This is a genomic window from bacterium (assembly GCA_008933615.1).
Lineage (GTDB): Bacteria > CLD3 > CLD3 > SB21 > SB21 > SB21.
This window is the reverse complement of sequence record WBUR01000048.1, coordinates 1-16,860: the sequence shown is the minus strand read 5'-3', so window position 1 is coordinate 16,860 and position 16,860 is coordinate 1. Positions and strand designations below refer to the sequence as shown.

The following is a 16,860-nucleotide window of genomic DNA, read 5'->3' as shown; positions in this document are numbered from 1 at the left end:
GAATTTTAAATTCTAAAGGAAATTAAGACAATATATAAATTTAGAATTCAATTTTTGTGTTATCGTTTTCCGTTCGGTTTAAATTGAAGGTAGGTATATTCTTTTAAGCCTAATTCATACATATCAAGGAGTTTCACGCCTTCACTGGGCTTGATAACGCCTTCTTTGATACGTTGATCGAGGGCTTTTTTAATAAGTTTGATGATTTCGTTTTCGTTGTATTGTACCAGAGATAGAACTTGCCCGATATTGGAACCCGGAATGATCTCTTCGACATAATAATTCTCAGGCTCTTCGTCATCCATGAATACATGAACTTCATTCACGCGGCCAAATAAATTATGCATATCGCCCATGATATCCTGATACGCCCCAAGCAAAAAAATACCGAGATAATACGGCTGGCCATTAAGCGGATGCAGTTCCAGCCTGTCCTTCATGTCTTTAAGGTCAATAAATTTTCCAATCTTCCCGTCGGAATCGCACGTGATGTCCACTAGTGTTGCCCGTTTGACCGGCTCCTCATTTAGACGATGAATAGGAACGATAGGGAACAAATGGCCGATGGCCCAATGATCGAGCAGAGATTGGAAGATAGAGAAATTACATAAGTACTGTTCAGCCAATCTCGGTTCAAGTTCCGCAAGTTCTTCCGGTACTAGGGTCATATTTTTTGTGTATTCCCGAATGACAAAGATGATTTCCCAAAAAAGATTTTCAACTTTCGCTTTTTCAGAAAGCGTCAGATAACCCAACGAGAAAAGGGAATGCGCTTCTTCGCGCCGCTGAATGGCGTCGTGATACGCTTCAAGATAATTGGTGTTTTTTTTATGTAACTGGTGCCGGATATCCAGCATTTCCTGAATGATGTCAGGATCGTCGGGGGTGAAATCGACTTTCTTATAATTCTGATTTTTTTCGATATTACCAAAAATTTCCAGAATCAGGACGGAGTGGTGGGCGACAATGGCGCGCCCGCTTTCCGACACGATATTGGGATGCGGAACGTCTTCGCTATTGCATACTTCAAGAATAGTATAAACCACGTCATTGGCGTACTCCTGCATCGTGTAATTCATACTGCTCCGAAACGTGGTACGCGACCCGTCATAATCAACGCCCATGCCTCCGCCGACATCAATGTATTGAATGGGCACGCCCATCTTGTGTATGCTGACATAGATGCGCGCGGCTTCCTTGACTGCGGCTTTAATAGTACGAATATCCGGAACCTGCGAACCGATATGAAAATGGAGGAGCTTGAAAACATGCTGAAGGTTGTTTTCTTTGAGGAGTTCAATTGCCTCGATAAGTTCCGGTGTGCTGAGTCCGAATTTTGACTGATCTCCGCTTGATGCTTCCCATTTTCCGGTACCTTTCGTGCTGAGTTTCGCTCGTATGCCTATCGCAGGTTCGATATTCAATTCTTGCGAAATCTGGAGAATTTGGCGCAGTTCGGAAAGTTTCTCGACTACTAAAATGACGTTTTTCCTAAGTTGTTTTCCCAAAAGCGCCATACGAATGTATGCGGCGTCTTTGTAGCCATTGGCGATTATCAGCCGTTCTTTATCTTCGATCAAAGCAAGTGCAACGTACAGTTCGGGTTTACTCCCGCATTCGATCCCATATCCGTACGGTATACCCGCATCCAATATCTCTTCTACAGCCTCACGTAGTTGATTAACTTTGATCGGGAAAACTCCACAGTAGCTTCCCTGATAATTATATTCACTGATAGCCGCCCTGAAACTCTCATTAAGTTCCTTAACACGGCTTCTCAAAATATCCTGAAATCGTATAAGAACAGGGATTTCAATTCCCCGTGAATGAACTTCCTCAATGACAGTATGTAGATCAATGGCTTTATCGGGATCTTTGGTGGGTGTGACAGAAATATGGCCCTTGGAATTGATATGAAAATAACCTGCTCCCCATTCTTTCACGTTGTAGACTTTGTTAGATTCTTCAATGTTCCATGCCAACGGCGTATCCTCCTCGAAATAAAAACTTATAAAAAACTATTAAAATTAATTCGACTTAAAACGGATTTAATGATTTTTTGGATTCCGTAATTTTTTCTCATAGATCTCGCTTTTTTTGACGCAAAAACATATCAAAAGGTGGGTATAAATGCAATAGAAAATATTGGAAATTCATAATAAACCTTGACTTGCCAAAAATTGTTTGTTATTTTTAAACATAACCCGAAAAAATTAGACAATGTTAGGTTTAATGAAAGATAAGAAATTTAGATTATTGTATTTTCCTGAGAGTCAATCGGAAATGCGGGAGTTAATAGTATCCCGTAATCGTTTGATTTTTATGTTCACCGCGGTCATTTGTTTTTTGTTCATAGCCATGACGGGGCTGGGTATATTGTTTTCAACATATACAGGCGACGAGCGTCTTGCCGAGCTAAACATTGAAAACGGGATTCTACGGAACAAAATTTCCTCAATAGGACAACGGGTCAAGAACATTGAAAATGAGATAAACACACTTCATACCAAAGACAGTGAATTGCGTTTAGTTTCGAATCTGCCCGATGTGGAAGATATGCTCAAGGATGCCGGTATCGGCGGCAGCGATTTTCAGATTGATTATAATCCCGATTTGATTTCTTCCGAGGCAGACGAACTGATTCAATCCAATCTGAAAAATCTGGATAAATTAGAAGTTAGTCTCAGCCTCGAAATGCAAAGTTATTCTGAACTTCAGAATCAAATTAATTCACGCTTGAATCAGGTGAATTATATTCCTTCCATTTGTCCAATCAAGGTCGGGCGTGTGACGGATCGTTTTGGCGTTCGTAAATCGTTTCGGTCATGGAAAGCACACACCGGTTTGGATATTGCGTCGCGATGGGGTACACCCGTGTATGTCACAGCGGACGGCGTTGTGGAGACGGCGACTTGGCGCGGCGGGTACGGAAAATCTATCATTGTAGATCACGGCAATGGGGTTAAAACACTTTACGGCCATTTATCGTCATATCATGTGCGTAACGGGCAAAAAGTAAAACGTAATCAGAAAATTGCAGAAGTAGGGAGTACCGGGTTATCAACGGGGCCGCATTTGCATTATGAAGTGCGCGTCAATGATATTTGTCAAAATCCTGAATTATACATTTTCTTCGATATGATAAGCTACCTTGAAGTAAAATAGATCTTATTTTTTAATCGACCGAGCCCGCATAGATCGTCAACGACTTCCCCACAGATATTACATCACCCGTTAATTTGTTCCATGCTTTAATCTGGTCTTGACTCACACGATAGAGCGCCGCAAGCCGGATGAGTGTGTCGCCGGTTCTCACGTAGTGGACAATTCTTTTGGATATCGTCAGCTCTATTTTCAGCCTGGCGTTAATGAAAACCACATCGGATTTGAGATGGTTCCACTTAAGGATGTCAGATACCGGCACGTCATATTGATTTGAGATTTTGATAAGCGATTCGCCTTCCTGAACGATATGTTCAATAAAAAACGATGTTTCGGTCGTCGAGACTGCCCCGTAGGTTGTATCAGTCTCCGAGTCAGAAATTTTTATTTCTTTCGGCAATATCAATTCCCAACGGCCATCCGGTAAAACATTTTTCATAATCCAATAATTATGAAGTTTAACTGTTTTGTAATTTGTTCCTTGTTCTTTTGCCCATTGTCCTAGATCCGAAATCGGCCCCGCGACGGTGATCAGATGAGTTGATTCGTCGTATGGGCGATGATAATCATGGTCCGCTAATACATAACCGTAATCGTGAGGATGATCAAGAATTTCCTTCATAACGACTATATGAAAAATATAGTTGCGCGTTTCTTTGTTTAAGAAAAGATCGAAATAATTATTTTCCTTTTGTTCTTTAACGACCCGGTTGATATTTGCTAGGCCGTTGTTGTATGCCGCTGCGGCCAATGACCAGCTTCCTAATTCCGCACGCAAGCTTTTTAACATCCGGAAAGCGGCCCGTGTTGATTTCTCAACGTGAAAACGTTCGTCGATTTGTTTATCTACCCGCAACCCCCAAAGTTTACCCGTGGAAGGAATGAACTGCCACAGCCCGGCGGCATCGGCATTTGAATAGGCGTCAATACGCAGTGAACTCTCGGCCACCGACAAATATTTTAAATCATCCGGAGCATCCATTTCTTTCAGGATCTTTTCGAAGAGCGGGAAGTATCTGCGCGTGCGTTTCAATTGTAAAAAAATGCGGTCGTCGTTTCCGATGCGCGAGTAATAAATATCTTCCATTCGTTCCTTCACATCCGGAATTTCCAGCGGTACACGCTCACCACAAAAAGAAAAAGTATCGGGAAGCGCGCGAATAAGCATTTTATTATCTATTCCGGAATGAACCGCGGAATTTTTTGATCCATCCTGTTGAATCGAAATCAGAAAACAAAAAAGCGTGATAAATGTTTTGTTGATCATGGCATCGTCACTTTATATTAGGTGAAAATTTATAAAAAAATACAAGCATCGCGTCTTACAATCAAGCGGAACTGAAGCAAAATAAAAAAGCAGGTATCAATTAAGATACCTGCTTTCAAAACCGAAGAGGGTGTGTAACGTCCCCTTGCTCAACTAATCTTACAGTTGTGTAACCCAGATGGAACCACTGTAAGGTAATTTAAAATTACTTCTTAGTTGATTTCTTAGCGGTTTTCTTTTTCGAAGTCTTCTTGGTTGACTTCTTTGCACCGGCTTTTTTCGTTGCCATGTTCAGGTTTCCTTTCACCTTGTTAAAGTTTAGTTAATTAATTGAGAGCACCTTCATTCTCTCATCACTATCATAACTTTTTTTGTTTTGAAAGTCAACAAAATTCTGCATTTATGAAAAAGTTTTATTTTTTTTGAAGCGGCTATTGGTACAAAAAAAGTCAAAAAAAATAACGAAATACCGTGTGTGTCTGTAGAAGCCCATTTCATAACGATTTGCGGATAGAGACGGATCTAAAAAAATATAGGGGCTTTTTTTCAAAAACAAAAATGAAATTTTGTTTTTTGAGAAAACGCCGGGACATCGGTTTTTTTTTGCTCCGGTAACGCGCGCGATGTTTTGTCAAAGGGAAAATGATCACAAAAAAATAAAATTTTTTCGAGAAGCGCATTAATTTCTCACAAAAAAATAATTTTCTGAAATTAATCGCGGCTGCGTTTAAGGTTTTTTCTTAATTTGTCGAGTTGCTTTTTTGCTTTGACATGTTCAGCTAATGTCTTGGAGAAAATATGTTTTCCCGATCCGTCAGCCACCATATAAAGGTAATCGACTTTTGCAGGATATAGAGCGGCGAGAATAGAGGCTTTGCCGGGGTTGTTGATTGGGCCCGGCGGGAGTCCTTTAAACTTATAAGTATTGTATGGATTATTCATTTCCAGATCTTTATGGTACAAGCGGCGTGGGCCGTCCGGAATAATAAATTGAATCGTGGGATCCGCCTGAAGCGGCATATTTTTTTTCAGGCGGTTATGGTATACGGCAGACACATAATACCGCTCCTCTTCTTCAGCCGTTTCACCTTCAATGATCGAAGCAAGCGTTACGATTTGATGCGAAGTAAAATTCATCTCGACTGTGCGGCGGTATAATTCGGAATCAAAGAAATTATTAAATTCCTTCACCATGACCCTTACAATATCCTCTTCGTTCATTCCCGGATCCAGAAAATAAGTATTTGGCATGAGGTATCCGAAAAGAGAATTTGCCTGAATACGAAAATGCGAACAGAGCGCCGAATCTCTAACGGCTTTCCTAAACTGCGCCGTGTCAATTGGAAGTTTAAATTTGATCGTACGAGCGATGAACTCCGTATCCTTACCTTCGGGAATCGTCACTCGAATGCTTTGCGGTACCGCATTTTGAAGGGTTCGTAATATTTGATGATTCGATGCATGCGCGGGCAAAAGATACTGTCCGGCTTTAAGGTTTTTTTCAGCATTAAGATATTTGGCTGCATACACAAATAAGCGGGCATTTTCTATCACGCCGCTTTCTTCGAGTATATGAGATATTTCATTAAGAGTAGAACCTTTTGGAATAGTGATTACAAGTTTTTGGTCCATAGATAATGATTCGACCTTCACGGCGGGAACGTTGTACAGAACCAATTTGTAGAAGCCTGCTATGCCTACCATAATGAACAAACAAAGAACTCCAAATCCGAGAATCATGAACTTCAGGATGGTCCTTGGTCTTTCAGATGCCATGTTGGAGTTACTCAATTATTTCCCCTCGCCCACAAATAAAAATAATTTTTTCATGCGCGCCATTATACGAAGTTAATATTTTTTTAGCAATGGAATTTCACGCTTGTTAATGTAACAAAAAGGGCGGGGCTTTCGCAAGATATTAAGAGGGCTGCGGAACCTGGTGAATTTTAAAATTAATCACAAATGAAGTGCCTATATTTTTTTCGCTTTCGACTCTGAAAATAATACCGTGGCGTTCAAAAATATCGTGAACGATGACCAGGCCCAATCCGGTTCCCCGGTTCTTGGTTGTAAAAAAAGGATCAAAAATATTTTTTAGGTAATCTTCATCGATACCTTCGCCGGTATCCCGTACCCTCAAACATACGGTATCATCCTCCACATGCAATTTTAGTGAAAGTTCCCCGCCCAGCGGCATTGCCTCAACTGCATTGATCACAATATTCAGCATGGCCTGTAAAATCTGGTTTGGATCTATCTCAATATCGGGGATCGAATCTGCAAATTCGGTGTGAAGCTGAATGCGATTATTTTCAAGGCGTTCATGCAGCAGCGTAAGCGCGTTGTTAATTATGGGTAAGAGCGGTTGACTGACCAGGGTCGGTTCCGATGTTTTTACATACGTGAGCGTATTGTTCAGGATACGTTCAAGGCGGATCGTTTCATCCACTATGATTTTTAGGAAATCCTCATTTTCTTTGTAATGATGATGTTCGAGCATGGCTCGCGCGAATCCGCCAATAGCTACCAGTGGATTGCGTATTTCATGCGCCATATTTGCCGACAATTCACCGATGGCCGCTAATCGTTCGGATCGGATTAATTTTTCCTGGCTATTTTTCAACGATGTGTGGGCTTCTTCCAATTCCTCAACTTTTTTTCTGAGTTTGTCATACAGGACCGCGTTTTCTAGAGCAGCGACGATCTGATGAGCAAACAATTTTAACATTTCAAGATCCTGGTCGCTGATCAGGCGGCCCGTGATTGCGTTATCAACGACAAGCGCGCCCACGGCGCCTTCGGTAGAAATAAGCGGCACAATTGCCATTTGATCGGTTTCAAAAAAATTCTTTATCGTCGGTGTTAAATATTTTTCATCTTTGGGTCGTATATGGAGGCAATGGCCTTGCGTGATAACTTCATGAAACGCCAGATATCCCGAATCCGACTGTTCCGGATCCTGCGTAATTGGAATGCGCAGGGATTTGACAATTTGATTGACTTTGAAATCGCGCCCGTCTTGAACGGAAGTATACGATGTAAGGATGTCTTTGAGTGACCGGGGAGTTTGATCCAGTTCCGTCCACAATACGCCGGCCTCTTGTGGATCCGATGGCCCGATAGCTTTACGTCCTTCAAGAAAAGTCTTTTCTTCGTTCATCAAAAATAAAAAAGCTCGATTAAAACGCAGGCCTTGTCCTGCCGTTGCGGCAACCAGGATCATATCTAAAATATCATCTGGATCCAACGAAGCATGTATAAGCGCGCTGATCTCATTGATCTTTGAAATGTTATCGATAGTACGTTTAACTTCATCCTCAAGTTGTTTTTGATGCGTTTTGTCGCGTAAGATCAATACCGTTTCGCGCGACGACATTTCAGCCGTTGGCATAAACATGACCGTAAGTTCACAATAGAGCGGAACGCCCGACTTGGAAACGCAATGACTCAGGTGATGCCGAATGGTATCGTTCAGGTGCAGTGATTCCGCAAACGTATTCAGCGTCTTTGAGAAGGGGTTGTCGGGATGAAACAGACTGTCGATAGGGCGTTCAATCATTTCATCGGCCGTATATTCAAAAATACTTTCAGCGCCTAAGTTCCACGAAATGACTTTCATATCATTATTCAGCATAATGACCGCGTCAGGGGAATTTGAAGTGATACTGGCGAGTTTATTACGTTCTTCCGAAATTATTTTCTCGGCATTCATTTTTTCGCTGATGTCAAACGATAATTTGAGTATGATACGCGATGAATTAATTTCGCGAACGATAGGAATGTAGATGTTTTCGATAAAATGCGTTTGGCCGTCGCTAGTGATCTCCCTAATTTCACTTCGAAGATTGGTGCTGTCCAGACACTCCTTGATCAAAGTTCTGTCATGTTCATCGATGTCGTAGTATTGATGATTAATACTGTCCCACAGCCAATTGACGTCTTTGTCCGGTATGAGGATCTTTCCGTTGATTTTTTCGATGGATTGAACGAGTTCGTGAATGGACAGCGTTTCAAACATTGCGGATCCCCTTAGTGCCAGACGCCGGGTATGGTCGTTTTGCAATGATAACAGGCGTCATTCTTTATTTTATTTTGGAGAACCCTGAAGCCAACACGTTCGATCAGCAGAACCTTGCAGTGATGGCAATATGTGTTTTCAAGCGTTCCTAAATTGCCAGGGAGGTTGCCTGCGTACACATAATGCAATCCTGCTTCTTTTCCGATTTGTGCTGATCGAAAGAGCGACTCAGACGTAGTATTATCCGGGTCGGTCATCTTGTAATCCCGATGAAACGCCGTCACGTGCCACGGAATATCCGGCGATATGGAAACCAAAAATTCGGCCATTGCACGTAATTCGTTATCGGAGTCGTTGAATGTTGGAATAACTAAAGTAACGACTTCAAGCCAAAAACCGCTTTCATAAATCAAGCGTATACTGTTGAGAACGGTGTCGAGTTTGGTTCCGAGTTTGCGGTAGTTTTTGTCATTAAAGCTCTTAAGATCGACTTTATAAAGATCAACGTACGGACGGAGGTATGACAACACTTCGGGTGTCGCATTGCCATTGGACACATACGAACAGATCATGTTTTCTTTTTTTGCTTCTTTAAATATTTCAACCGCCCATTCCGAAGTGATCAAAGGTTCGTTGTATGTGCTGGTCATGATCCGAGCCTGATATGATTTTGCAATCCGCGTGAGCTGCTGCGGCGTGATGATCATCGGATCAGTACCGGCATTCGGATCCGTAAGCGCTTGGGAGGTGATCCAGTTTTGGCAGTAGGCGCAGTGCAGATCGCATCCCAACATGCCGAAACTCAATGCTTTTGCTCCGGGAAGAACATGAAAGAAAGGTTTTTTTTCTATCGGGTCTACTTGGATGCCGGCCGTGTATCCGTGGGGAACAAATAATCTACTGCCTTTATTAAATCGAATTTTGCAAATGCCTTCCCGTCCGTCTTTGATCAAACAACGATGGCCGCAGGCAAAACATTCCAGCGTTTTTTCATCAACGGAGCGGTAAAGTTCCCCTTCTCTGACATGAAGTCGCAGGGTATCGCGGAGGGTTACGTCGGTGGTCATAATAAAACACTCCTAATTACTTCGAGAAGTGTTGTCTTTTATATAACGCTTTTACAGCGCAATCATTCACAAAATCATTAAGTAGTAATAGGAGGATTGTAAAAGATAACACCAGAGAATGGCCGTTGCATTTTGAAAATAAGATCCTGTACATGTTTCGGATCTTCCGGATTCAATTGGTTCGCGTTGACAATCATAACCGGGGCCCATCGGAAGTACATGAAAAACTCGTTGAACTCCTCATTAAGCGTCCGGACATAATTTTCGTCGATAGAATTTTTCCCCATGAGGTTATTCTTAATGCCGTAATTTGCATAAAGTTTTTCGAGAACCGTTTCCGTATTGTTCTGTAAATAAATGACAAAGTCGGGTATGGCAACCTCTTTTTCCATAAAATTAAACAAGGTGTCATATAATGAGAGATCTTCCGATTCCAATTTTAGATTCGCATAAATCCGATCGGCATAGAATAGATAATCGGAAATAATCTGATCGTGAAAAATTTCCGTCTGCACGATTTGTTTTTGTGATTTATAGCGATCGAGCAGGCGCAGCATGTGTTTTTTGAATATCAGATCTTTTGGATCCGAACTATTTACATCGATCATTGATGAAGCGCCGTCCTCCTCCAGAATGGTCCGTGCGTTTGTTAGGGACGCCAGGTGTTTTGCGAGAAGTGTATTATTGCGTTTAACGATCCCTTCGACTGCGATGAGTTTGATTTTTTCTTTTGACATCAAGCCTAGAGCTCCTAACGGATCAGTTCAATTCTACAGTTTTATCTATTGTCAGATTATACATTTTTTTTACCGCATGGATGTCCGTAAGATGGCGGTGAATTTCCTGTACTGATATTTGCCGGACAGGACATATCCACTGCGGCGCGATTTCACAAAGAGGTTCCATGACAAATCTTCTATCCGCGTAATGGGCATGTGGAATGATAAGACCGGATATATTCAAAATCATCTGGTCATAAAACACAATATCAATGTCAATGCTGCGAGGCCCCCATTTTAAATCGCGCTGGCGCCCATGGTTTTCTTCGATCCGCATGAGGTGTACCATCAGGTCATAAGGCGACATGTCCGTTTGGATTTCCAGAACTAAATTCAAAAAATCATTTTGGGCAACAGGGCCAACGGGCGAGGTTTCATAAACTGATGATATTTTTTTTATCATTGAAATTTCTTCAATACCCGTTATAGCTTTTCTAAGTTGCAGCAGCCGGTTGCCAACATTGGATCCCAAACTTAAGTATACAGTGTGAAGCGGAACATTCATTTTTTTATTCGTGTGATTTCTACTTCGACGTGTTTAATGGAGCCTTTGATCGGCACGCTGGGTTTACGAACAAGCACCTTGACTTCGGCGACATCGAAATCGTGTAAAATTTTTTCGGCTATATATTGGGCAAGCGCTTCGATCAAATAAAATTTTTTCTCCGTTACCGCTTCATTAATTTTGTGATAGACTTTCGCATAATCAATACATAAGTCAAGCCGGTCTTCCGTGGCGGCCCTCTCGGCATCTAAAGCAAGTTCAACGTCAATTTCAAACCTCTGACCCAAAGTTCGTTCTTCTTCATGTGCGCCGTGATGTGCGTAAATTACCATGTGCGTGAGCCTGATCTTGTCAAGAGGTTTCAAGGTTTACATCCTTTTTATAGTCGTCAGAAATTTTTTGAAAAATCGAGCATCCGACGGATGGCTTCACTTAATCGTTCCTCTGAAGTGGTGAGCGAAATTCTGAAATAACCTTCGCTCGACTTGCCCAACCCGGCTCCAGGTGTAATTACGACACCGGTCGCATCCAAAAGTTTTTTAGCGAAATCCATTGACGGTATGCCTTTGGGAACTTCCGCCCAGACATAAATGGTTGCGTCCGGCATATCGGCTTTAAATCCGGCCTTGCGTAAACCATTAACGACAATGTCGCGCCGCTTTTTGTACACCGCAATTGCCGGCTGTGTTAATTCCTCCAGATGATCAAGGGCAAACGCTGCCGCTTCCTGTATTGCCAAAAAAAGACCCGTATCTATATTGGTTTTGATGCGTGATAATCCGGCTACCAGCGACGCCTCACCTGCAGCAAAGCCGACCCTCCACCCGGTCATACTGAATGTCTTGGATAGAGAGTGAAACTCTATGCTCGTTTCTATAGCGTTCGCCGCTTGAAGAAAACTTGGAGGCGGGGTTTCAAAAAATAATTCCTGATAGGCTGCATCGTGAGCGCCAATAATGTGATGCTTACTGCAGAAGGCTGCGATTCTGGAAAAATAATTTAGGTCCGCAGAGCCGGTTGTCGGATTATTAGGATAATTAAAGAATAATAATTTTGCCCGTTCAAGAACATTCACAGGGATGGAATCAAAATCCATCAGATAATTATTTTTTTTCAGTAACGGAAGGGGATAATAGTCGCCGCCCGCTAATACCGTTCCGGTAATGTATGCGGGATATCCCGGATCCGGAGCAAGCACGACTTCGCCCGGATTTACAAAAACCAGAGGGAAATGTGCAATGCCTTCTTTGGAGCCAATCAGAGGAATGATGTTTTTAACCGGGTCTAAAGATACTCTGTAGCGTTTTTTAAAAAACCGAACAATCGCTTCGCGGTATTTCATGGAGCCAACCTGATACGGGTAACGGTGATTTACCGGATTATGCAATGCTTTCACACACGCATCGATAATAGGTTGAGGCGTAGGAATATCAGGATCACCCACCCCGAGATCAATCACGTCTTTTCCTTGCGCGAGGGCTTCCCGTTTCATTCGGTCTACTTCCGCAAAAAGATGCACAGGTAAATTTTGAAACCGGTCAGATACGGTAAACATGGTTGTCCGCCATTTAAATGGAAGCCGTAAAATAAAGTAAGTCAATATATTTATAATGGCGCTTCAATTCAAGCGCGCATTTAAAATACTATAAAAACAAAAAACCCCGTCGGGGGAACGGGGTTTTGAAAAAATGAATTTTCAATTTTAATTAAAAAGCGTAATTGATTCTCAAATTAAATTTGTAATCGCTATTTTTTTCTGAAACAGATTTTGCGATGTCAAAACGGAAATGATTTTTTTCATCGCCTAACCCGATTCCTAGATCGGTTTCAAAATCGCCTAAATGAGTTCCTTTATATAAATCGGTGATCGCGTAGACCTTATTATTCCATGCGTAACCACTGTCCATAAATAGTATGAAACTGAACGGATGAATGAAGAAAATCTTATCATCTTTCAATATGCCGGAACTGACGCGGTATTCAATATTTGCTAAAGCCATTTGATTACCTGTGAACGCCTTATAGGAATGGCCGCGCAGGGTCGATATCCCGCCAACTGAAAAGATCTTTTGTAACGGAAGATCGCCTGTTCCGGCGCCGAACATTATTCGTGCGTCAATGTTTTCCCATTGGCTGATCGGCTGATAACGAGCGACGCTCAGTGTGTATCGTGTAAACTCAAAATCAGAGTTCAGTGGTTTAAGGCTACGTTCACCTTCCGCCAATATGTTCCATCCAACACGTTTAAAATGTTTTTTCCCTGCACTGATCGTCGATACGGTGTTTAATTCAACTGCACCGGAATAGCTGACCATATGTCCTTCATCTATTGCCGGATTGACTCTGAAATCTTGTTTAGGGAACAAAACGGCCCAGTTAACATTATTCTGCATGTTTGAATAATCGTCAACCTTGTAGGCAGCGACTAATCTCAGTGATTCATTCAAATTTTGGCTTACCTGAAAACTATAACCCAACGTTCTGAAATAGTCCCTGTAATCGTTCTTGAGGATCAATGCATTTACCGCATTTTCAATATCGCCTACTAATAAACCGTCCTGAGTACTGGTCAAATCATGCAATTCACCGCCCACGGTGAAGCGAAATTGACTTCCCCACACTTTATCTACTCCCAACTGGTATCGAAGTGCCTTTTCGCTAAAAGCGTAGCCGGCTTCACCGTATATCTGAAAAGGCTTTCTGGAATAGATTTGGTGATTCCGATCTAATTTGAGGCCCAAGTAAAGCCCATCTACCCGGTTATAGTCAAACAAAAAGAAGTTGGTATACTTATATCGTGGTTTTCGCGAAAGGAAATAGGTGATTTCACTTTGGTTTTTTTGATTTTTTCTCCATTGATCTTTAGGTTCATCGTCCACCCGGACAAACGAAGCGCTATGCGTGTCATCGTTATCTTCAGTAGCGCTATCGACATCATCACCGGTGTAATCATAATGATAGGTATGGCTGTTTTTCTCGGCCATTTTCTCATTCAACGCCTGCATTTTGGAGTTAAATTTGTCCATCTTTCGGTTGAATGCTTCCATTTCACGATTAAATCGTTCCATTTCTTTTTCGTAGGAATTTTTAGCAGCCCAGTCGTTGTTAAACACCGGAGGGGTCGGGGCATTGGGAACAGAAGCCACGTCATCAAATTCTGAATCGGCTTCATCGTCCATATCTTTCCTTGAAAATGCAGGTGAGTTTTCTGTCTTTAAGGCCGTAGAGTTATCGTCGCCAAAAATAACTTTCCCGTTAACAGCGATCGCTTCCTTCCCGATTCGCCCGGTACTCTTAACCACTATATTTCCGTTGGTCACGACCGCCCGGCCGTTAAGTTCACCATGAACTATGAGATCTCCATTTATAACGAGAATGTCGCCATCCACTCGTTTATCAGAAGATAATTTATGATCGCCTTTGAAAATGATAAGCGACTTGGAATTGGGCAGGTATTTTTCTTTGATCTCTTGTATATATTCATCGCCGCTTTCATCCATGTCATCGGATGCCATACGGCCATTCTGTGCGGATAACGTAGCGGACGATAATACAAGCAACCCACACATCATAAAATGAATGATTTTTTTCATGATCGTTAATCCTGTGTTTATCTTGAATAAGATAGTTAAAATACGATACCGGTTAAAAAAGGTTTCATATATGCCTTTTTTATCGGATTGTAAATTAGACAATCGGTACTGCAAAAAGTTCCATCACACCAATTATAGTGTAACCGGGCTTGATATGTGTGCCTAAAAATGGACGATTTTTTACTCTTTTTAAAACCATTTTGAATAGGGAAGTTACGAATTATTTTAATTTTATCTTCTTGCGAACCTGAGGGCTTTTAATTATATTTTCTAAAACTATCCAAACAAGTCTACACAGACAGTTTCTCTATTTTGAATTATCAAGAGAGATTAATGCATTATTTGACACTACTGAATAAGTATTTCATTCGCACTCTGTGCTTTTGTTGGTTCTTTTCCTACTCATTGGTAGCGCAAAGTTCTGATGGTATTTTATTTGAACTGAGTCAATTTGAATTCGAGGCCGGAAATCCAGAGCACGTCGAATTGAATCTGACGTTGAAAAACGGGCCTGCCAATACCTTAGAAATTCAGATCCCCTTTGAAAATGCCTCGATAGTTATAGAATCGATAAGGAGGGTTAACAGCAGTAATTCCGCTGAACTTTGGCTCACAAAAGACTCAACCCTCTTCGCAAAAAACATTCCGCAAACGGCTTGGGTCATTAACAAGAAAAAATCTACAGTTATTCGTACTGCAACCACGCTACAAAACGGCGATCGGGTGTTTATTCGGTTGCTCATTTTCGTTCCCGAATACGATCAAACAATAGGAGAAAACCCATTAGCAGCCGCTTCATTGACCGGAAAAGAAAACTTCATGTTTGTTGCTGTATCGCTCAGTTCGTCTCCGGGAACGTTTTCCACTTATGTTTCTGCAAAACCAATTCTGCTCAAACACCAGGGTACTGTTAAATAATGAATCGACACTTAAGAAAAATATTCTCTTTCTTATGGACAGGGACACTCTCATTGTCATTTGCCGCCGGGACCGTGTGGGCTGATCAGGACAGCAGTGGCACGTACCGTTGGACTAATTCCAAATCTCCGAGCCCAAAGGTCGTGTATAATTGGATTGATGCTACGGATGGAACAGAGTTGACGCTTACGGATGATGATACCAGCGGATTTGTCAATATTGGGTTTAATTTTAGTTTTTTTGATACCACAGTTTCCCGACTGGTGATCAGTTCCAACGGCTTTGTTAGTTTTGATTCTGTGATTTCTCATCCAACTCACGTCACCATTCCTGCAGCAGGGGCTCCTGACCGGATGATTGCAGCATATTGGACTGATCTGACAACGGGTTCATTTTCACGGGTTTATTATAAAACTATTGGAACGGCCCCTCACCGTAAGTTTGTTGTTACCTGGAGCAATTACGACCTGTCTGTTGGCGGGGCTCAATCTGTAACTTTTCAGGTGGTTCTCTTTGAAACCACCAATCATATTCTTCTTCAATATCAGACGCTTTTAGGGTCGGGCGTTGATGGGGGTAATTGCTCTGTGGGTATTGAAGGTTCTGCTGGTGCATCGGGCCTCCTGTATTCGTTTGACAATGCCGGAACTTTGAGTAATAACTTAGCCATCTTGTTTCATTCCAACAATCCGTCCACAGCTGACGCTTCCATCGCGCCAGCATCGGTTGTTACACATACTAACCTGCAACAATTTATCTATATCATTCGGACCACATCGCCTGCGGATTCGATGGCGCGGTTTGATTCGCTGCTTGTATTCAATCCCTTTACGGATAAATCGATAACAGTCACGGATATCAGTGTTGATGGCGTCAGTCAGTTTATTCAAAATTCAAGCACTCGTCCTGCAGATTATGGATTTGCAGTATGGAATTACAATTCAAGTACGGATAGCTTGGCCGTTCAAACAGCGTATATGGCTGTCAAAGATTCTATTAAAATAACATTTTTGCTCGATGTCAGGGATACGCTCGGGGCATTTTTGTTTCCATCTAATATAAGAGCTTCTTTAGTTAGTGCGAACCGAATTCTGACTGGCGGAACTCAGCAGGTTACTGTCATTTCCGATACCGTAGCATATATTAAAATCAAGTGGTCACCGCAATCCTTTGCGAATGAAGCCGGCGACACAACGCTGACGGCGGATGATTCTGTGAAAGCGTATGCTTATGGGTTTGATAAGAATGATAATTTTATAAGGCGTGTAAAAGTCAATTGGCGGGTAAACGGATTGAACGGTATTCTAACGGCAGATTCCCTCAATAACGATAGCATTACATTTCATGCTGGTATGGTTGGGACAAGTTTTATTTCCGCTGACACATCGGGTTTCACGGATCAGACGGGCCTGATTAGCGTGAGCGTAGGGGATACGAGTTTTATTGCGATCAGGACGAATGCCAACAACGGCGGAGCGCGTTATGACACCTTGAATATTACGATGTCAGCAGACAGCGCGCTTAATTTATATGCGGCCTCTTATGATCAGG

At 42.0% G+C, this 16,860-nt stretch carries 13 protein-coding genes; 3 read left to right on the top strand and 10 right to left on the bottom strand.

Translation table 11 applies throughout. The annotated features are described in order from the left end of the window. Window positions 1-59: 59 nt before the first annotated feature. On the bottom strand, window positions 60-2,012 hold the full coding sequence (speA, locus tag F9K33_14675; GenBank protein ID KAB2878039.1) for a biosynthetic arginine decarboxylase: 1,953 nt from the start codon (window positions 2,010-2,012) through the stop codon (window positions 60-62). 208 nt (window positions 2,013-2,220) lie between these two features. Here speA and F9K33_14670 point away from each other — a divergent pair, with 208 nt between their 5' ends. After that, window positions 2,221-3,165, top strand: coding sequence for a M23 family metallopeptidase (locus F9K33_14670; GenBank protein KAB2878038.1), 945 nt, complete (start codon window positions 2,221-2,223; stop codon window positions 3,163-3,165). Between the two features lie 10 nt (window positions 3,166-3,175). On the opposite strand, the gene F9K33_14665 is transcribed toward F9K33_14670, so the two are convergent. From F9K33_14665 to F9K33_14625, 9 genes are all read right to left on the bottom strand, one after another. After that, window positions 3,176-4,429 (bottom strand): transglycosylase SLT domain-containing protein, encoded by a 1,254-nt coding sequence (locus F9K33_14665; GenBank protein KAB2878037.1) that lies wholly within the window; start codon window positions 4,427-4,429, stop codon window positions 3,176-3,178. A gap of 711 nt (window positions 4,430-5,140) precedes the next feature. Next, the gene (gene mltG, locus F9K33_14660; protein KAB2878036.1) at window positions 5,141-6,220 is read right to left on the bottom strand and encodes an endolytic transglycosylase MltG; all 1,080 of its coding nucleotides are present in this window, start codon (window positions 6,218-6,220) and stop codon (window positions 5,141-5,143) included. A gap of 127 nt (window positions 6,221-6,347) precedes the next feature. Continuing rightward, window positions 6,348-8,447 carry a PAS domain S-box protein gene (locus F9K33_14655; GenBank protein ID KAB2878035.1) on the bottom strand — a complete coding sequence of 700 codons (2,100 nt, stop codon included), beginning with the start codon at window positions 8,445-8,447 and terminating at the stop codon, window positions 6,348-6,350. Window positions 8,448-8,458: 11 nt separating this feature from the next. Then, complete coding sequence (gene amrS / locus F9K33_14650) at window positions 8,459-9,514, bottom strand: AmmeMemoRadiSam system radical SAM enzyme (protein KAB2878034.1); 1,056 nt, start codon at window positions 9,512-9,514, stop codon at window positions 8,459-8,461. Window positions 9,515-9,591: 77 nt separating this feature from the next. Further along, window positions 9,592-10,251 (bottom strand): hypothetical protein, encoded by a 660-nt coding sequence (locus tag F9K33_14645; GenBank protein KAB2878033.1) that lies wholly within the window; start codon window positions 10,249-10,251, stop codon window positions 9,592-9,594. A 22-nt stretch (window positions 10,252-10,273) separates the two neighbouring features. Continuing rightward, window positions 10,274-10,798 (bottom strand): 2-amino-4-hydroxy-6-hydroxymethyldihydropteridine diphosphokinase, encoded by a 525-nt coding sequence (gene folK, locus F9K33_14640; protein ID KAB2878032.1) that lies wholly within the window; start codon window positions 10,796-10,798, stop codon window positions 10,274-10,276. Further along, window positions 10,795-11,163: a dihydroneopterin aldolase gene (folB, locus tag F9K33_14635; protein KAB2878031.1), complete on the bottom strand. Its 369-nt coding sequence runs from the start codon at window positions 11,161-11,163 to the stop codon at window positions 10,795-10,797. The genes folK and folB overlap by 4 nt, the downstream gene beginning before the upstream one ends. 23 nt (window positions 11,164-11,186) lie before the next feature. Then, window positions 11,187-12,353, bottom strand: coding sequence for an aminotransferase class I/II-fold pyridoxal phosphate-dependent enzyme (locus F9K33_14630; GenBank protein ID KAB2878030.1), 1,167 nt, complete (start codon window positions 12,351-12,353; stop codon window positions 11,187-11,189). Window positions 12,354-12,504: 151 nt separating this feature from the next. Beyond that, entirely contained in the window at window positions 12,505-14,391 is a 1,887-nt protein-coding gene (locus tag F9K33_14625; protein ID KAB2878029.1) for a BamA/TamA family outer membrane protein, read from the bottom strand. Between the two features lie 333 nt (window positions 14,392-14,724). Here F9K33_14625 and F9K33_14620 point away from each other — a divergent pair, with 333 nt between their 5' ends. Together F9K33_14620 and F9K33_14615 are read left to right on the top strand one after the other, a co-directional pair. Next, on the top strand, window positions 14,725-15,309 hold the full coding sequence (locus tag F9K33_14620) for a hypothetical protein (GenBank protein ID KAB2878028.1): 585 nt from the start codon (window positions 14,725-14,727) through the stop codon (window positions 15,307-15,309). Beyond that, a partial coding sequence (locus F9K33_14615) for a hypothetical protein (protein ID KAB2878027.1) occupies window positions 15,309-16,860 on the top strand: 1,552 nt, incomplete at its 3' end. The genes F9K33_14620 and F9K33_14615, both read left to right, overlap by 1 nt.

Coding starts and splice junctions, on each gene's coding strand:
- F9K33_14670 (KAB2878038.1), top strand. CDS start 2,221: ATGTTAGGTTTAATGAAAGATAAGAAATTTAGATTATTGTATTTTCCT.
- F9K33_14665 (KAB2878037.1), bottom strand. CDS start 4,429: ATGATCAACAAAACATTTATCACGCTTTTTTGTTTTCTGATTTCGATT.
- F9K33_14655 (KAB2878035.1), bottom strand. CDS start 8,447: ATGTTTGAAACGCTGTCCATTCACGAACTCGTTCAATCCATCGAAAAA.
- amrS (KAB2878034.1), bottom strand. CDS start 9,514: ATGACCACCGACGTAACCCTCCGCGATACCCTGCGACTTCATGTCAGA.
- F9K33_14645 (KAB2878033.1), bottom strand. CDS start 10,251: ATGTCAAAAGAAAAAATCAAACTCATCGCAGTCGAAGGGATCGTTAAA.
- folK (KAB2878032.1), bottom strand. CDS start 10,798: ATGAATGTTCCGCTTCACACTGTATACTTAAGTTTGGGATCCAATGTT.
- F9K33_14630 (KAB2878030.1), bottom strand. CDS start 12,353: ATGTTTACCGTATCTGACCGGTTTCAAAATTTACCTGTGCATCTTTTT.
- F9K33_14625 (KAB2878029.1), bottom strand. CDS start 14,391: ATGAAAAAAATCATTCATTTTATGATGTGTGGGTTGCTTGTATTATCG.
- F9K33_14620 (KAB2878028.1), top strand. CDS start 14,725: ATGCATTATTTGACACTACTGAATAAGTATTTCATTCGCACTCTGTGC.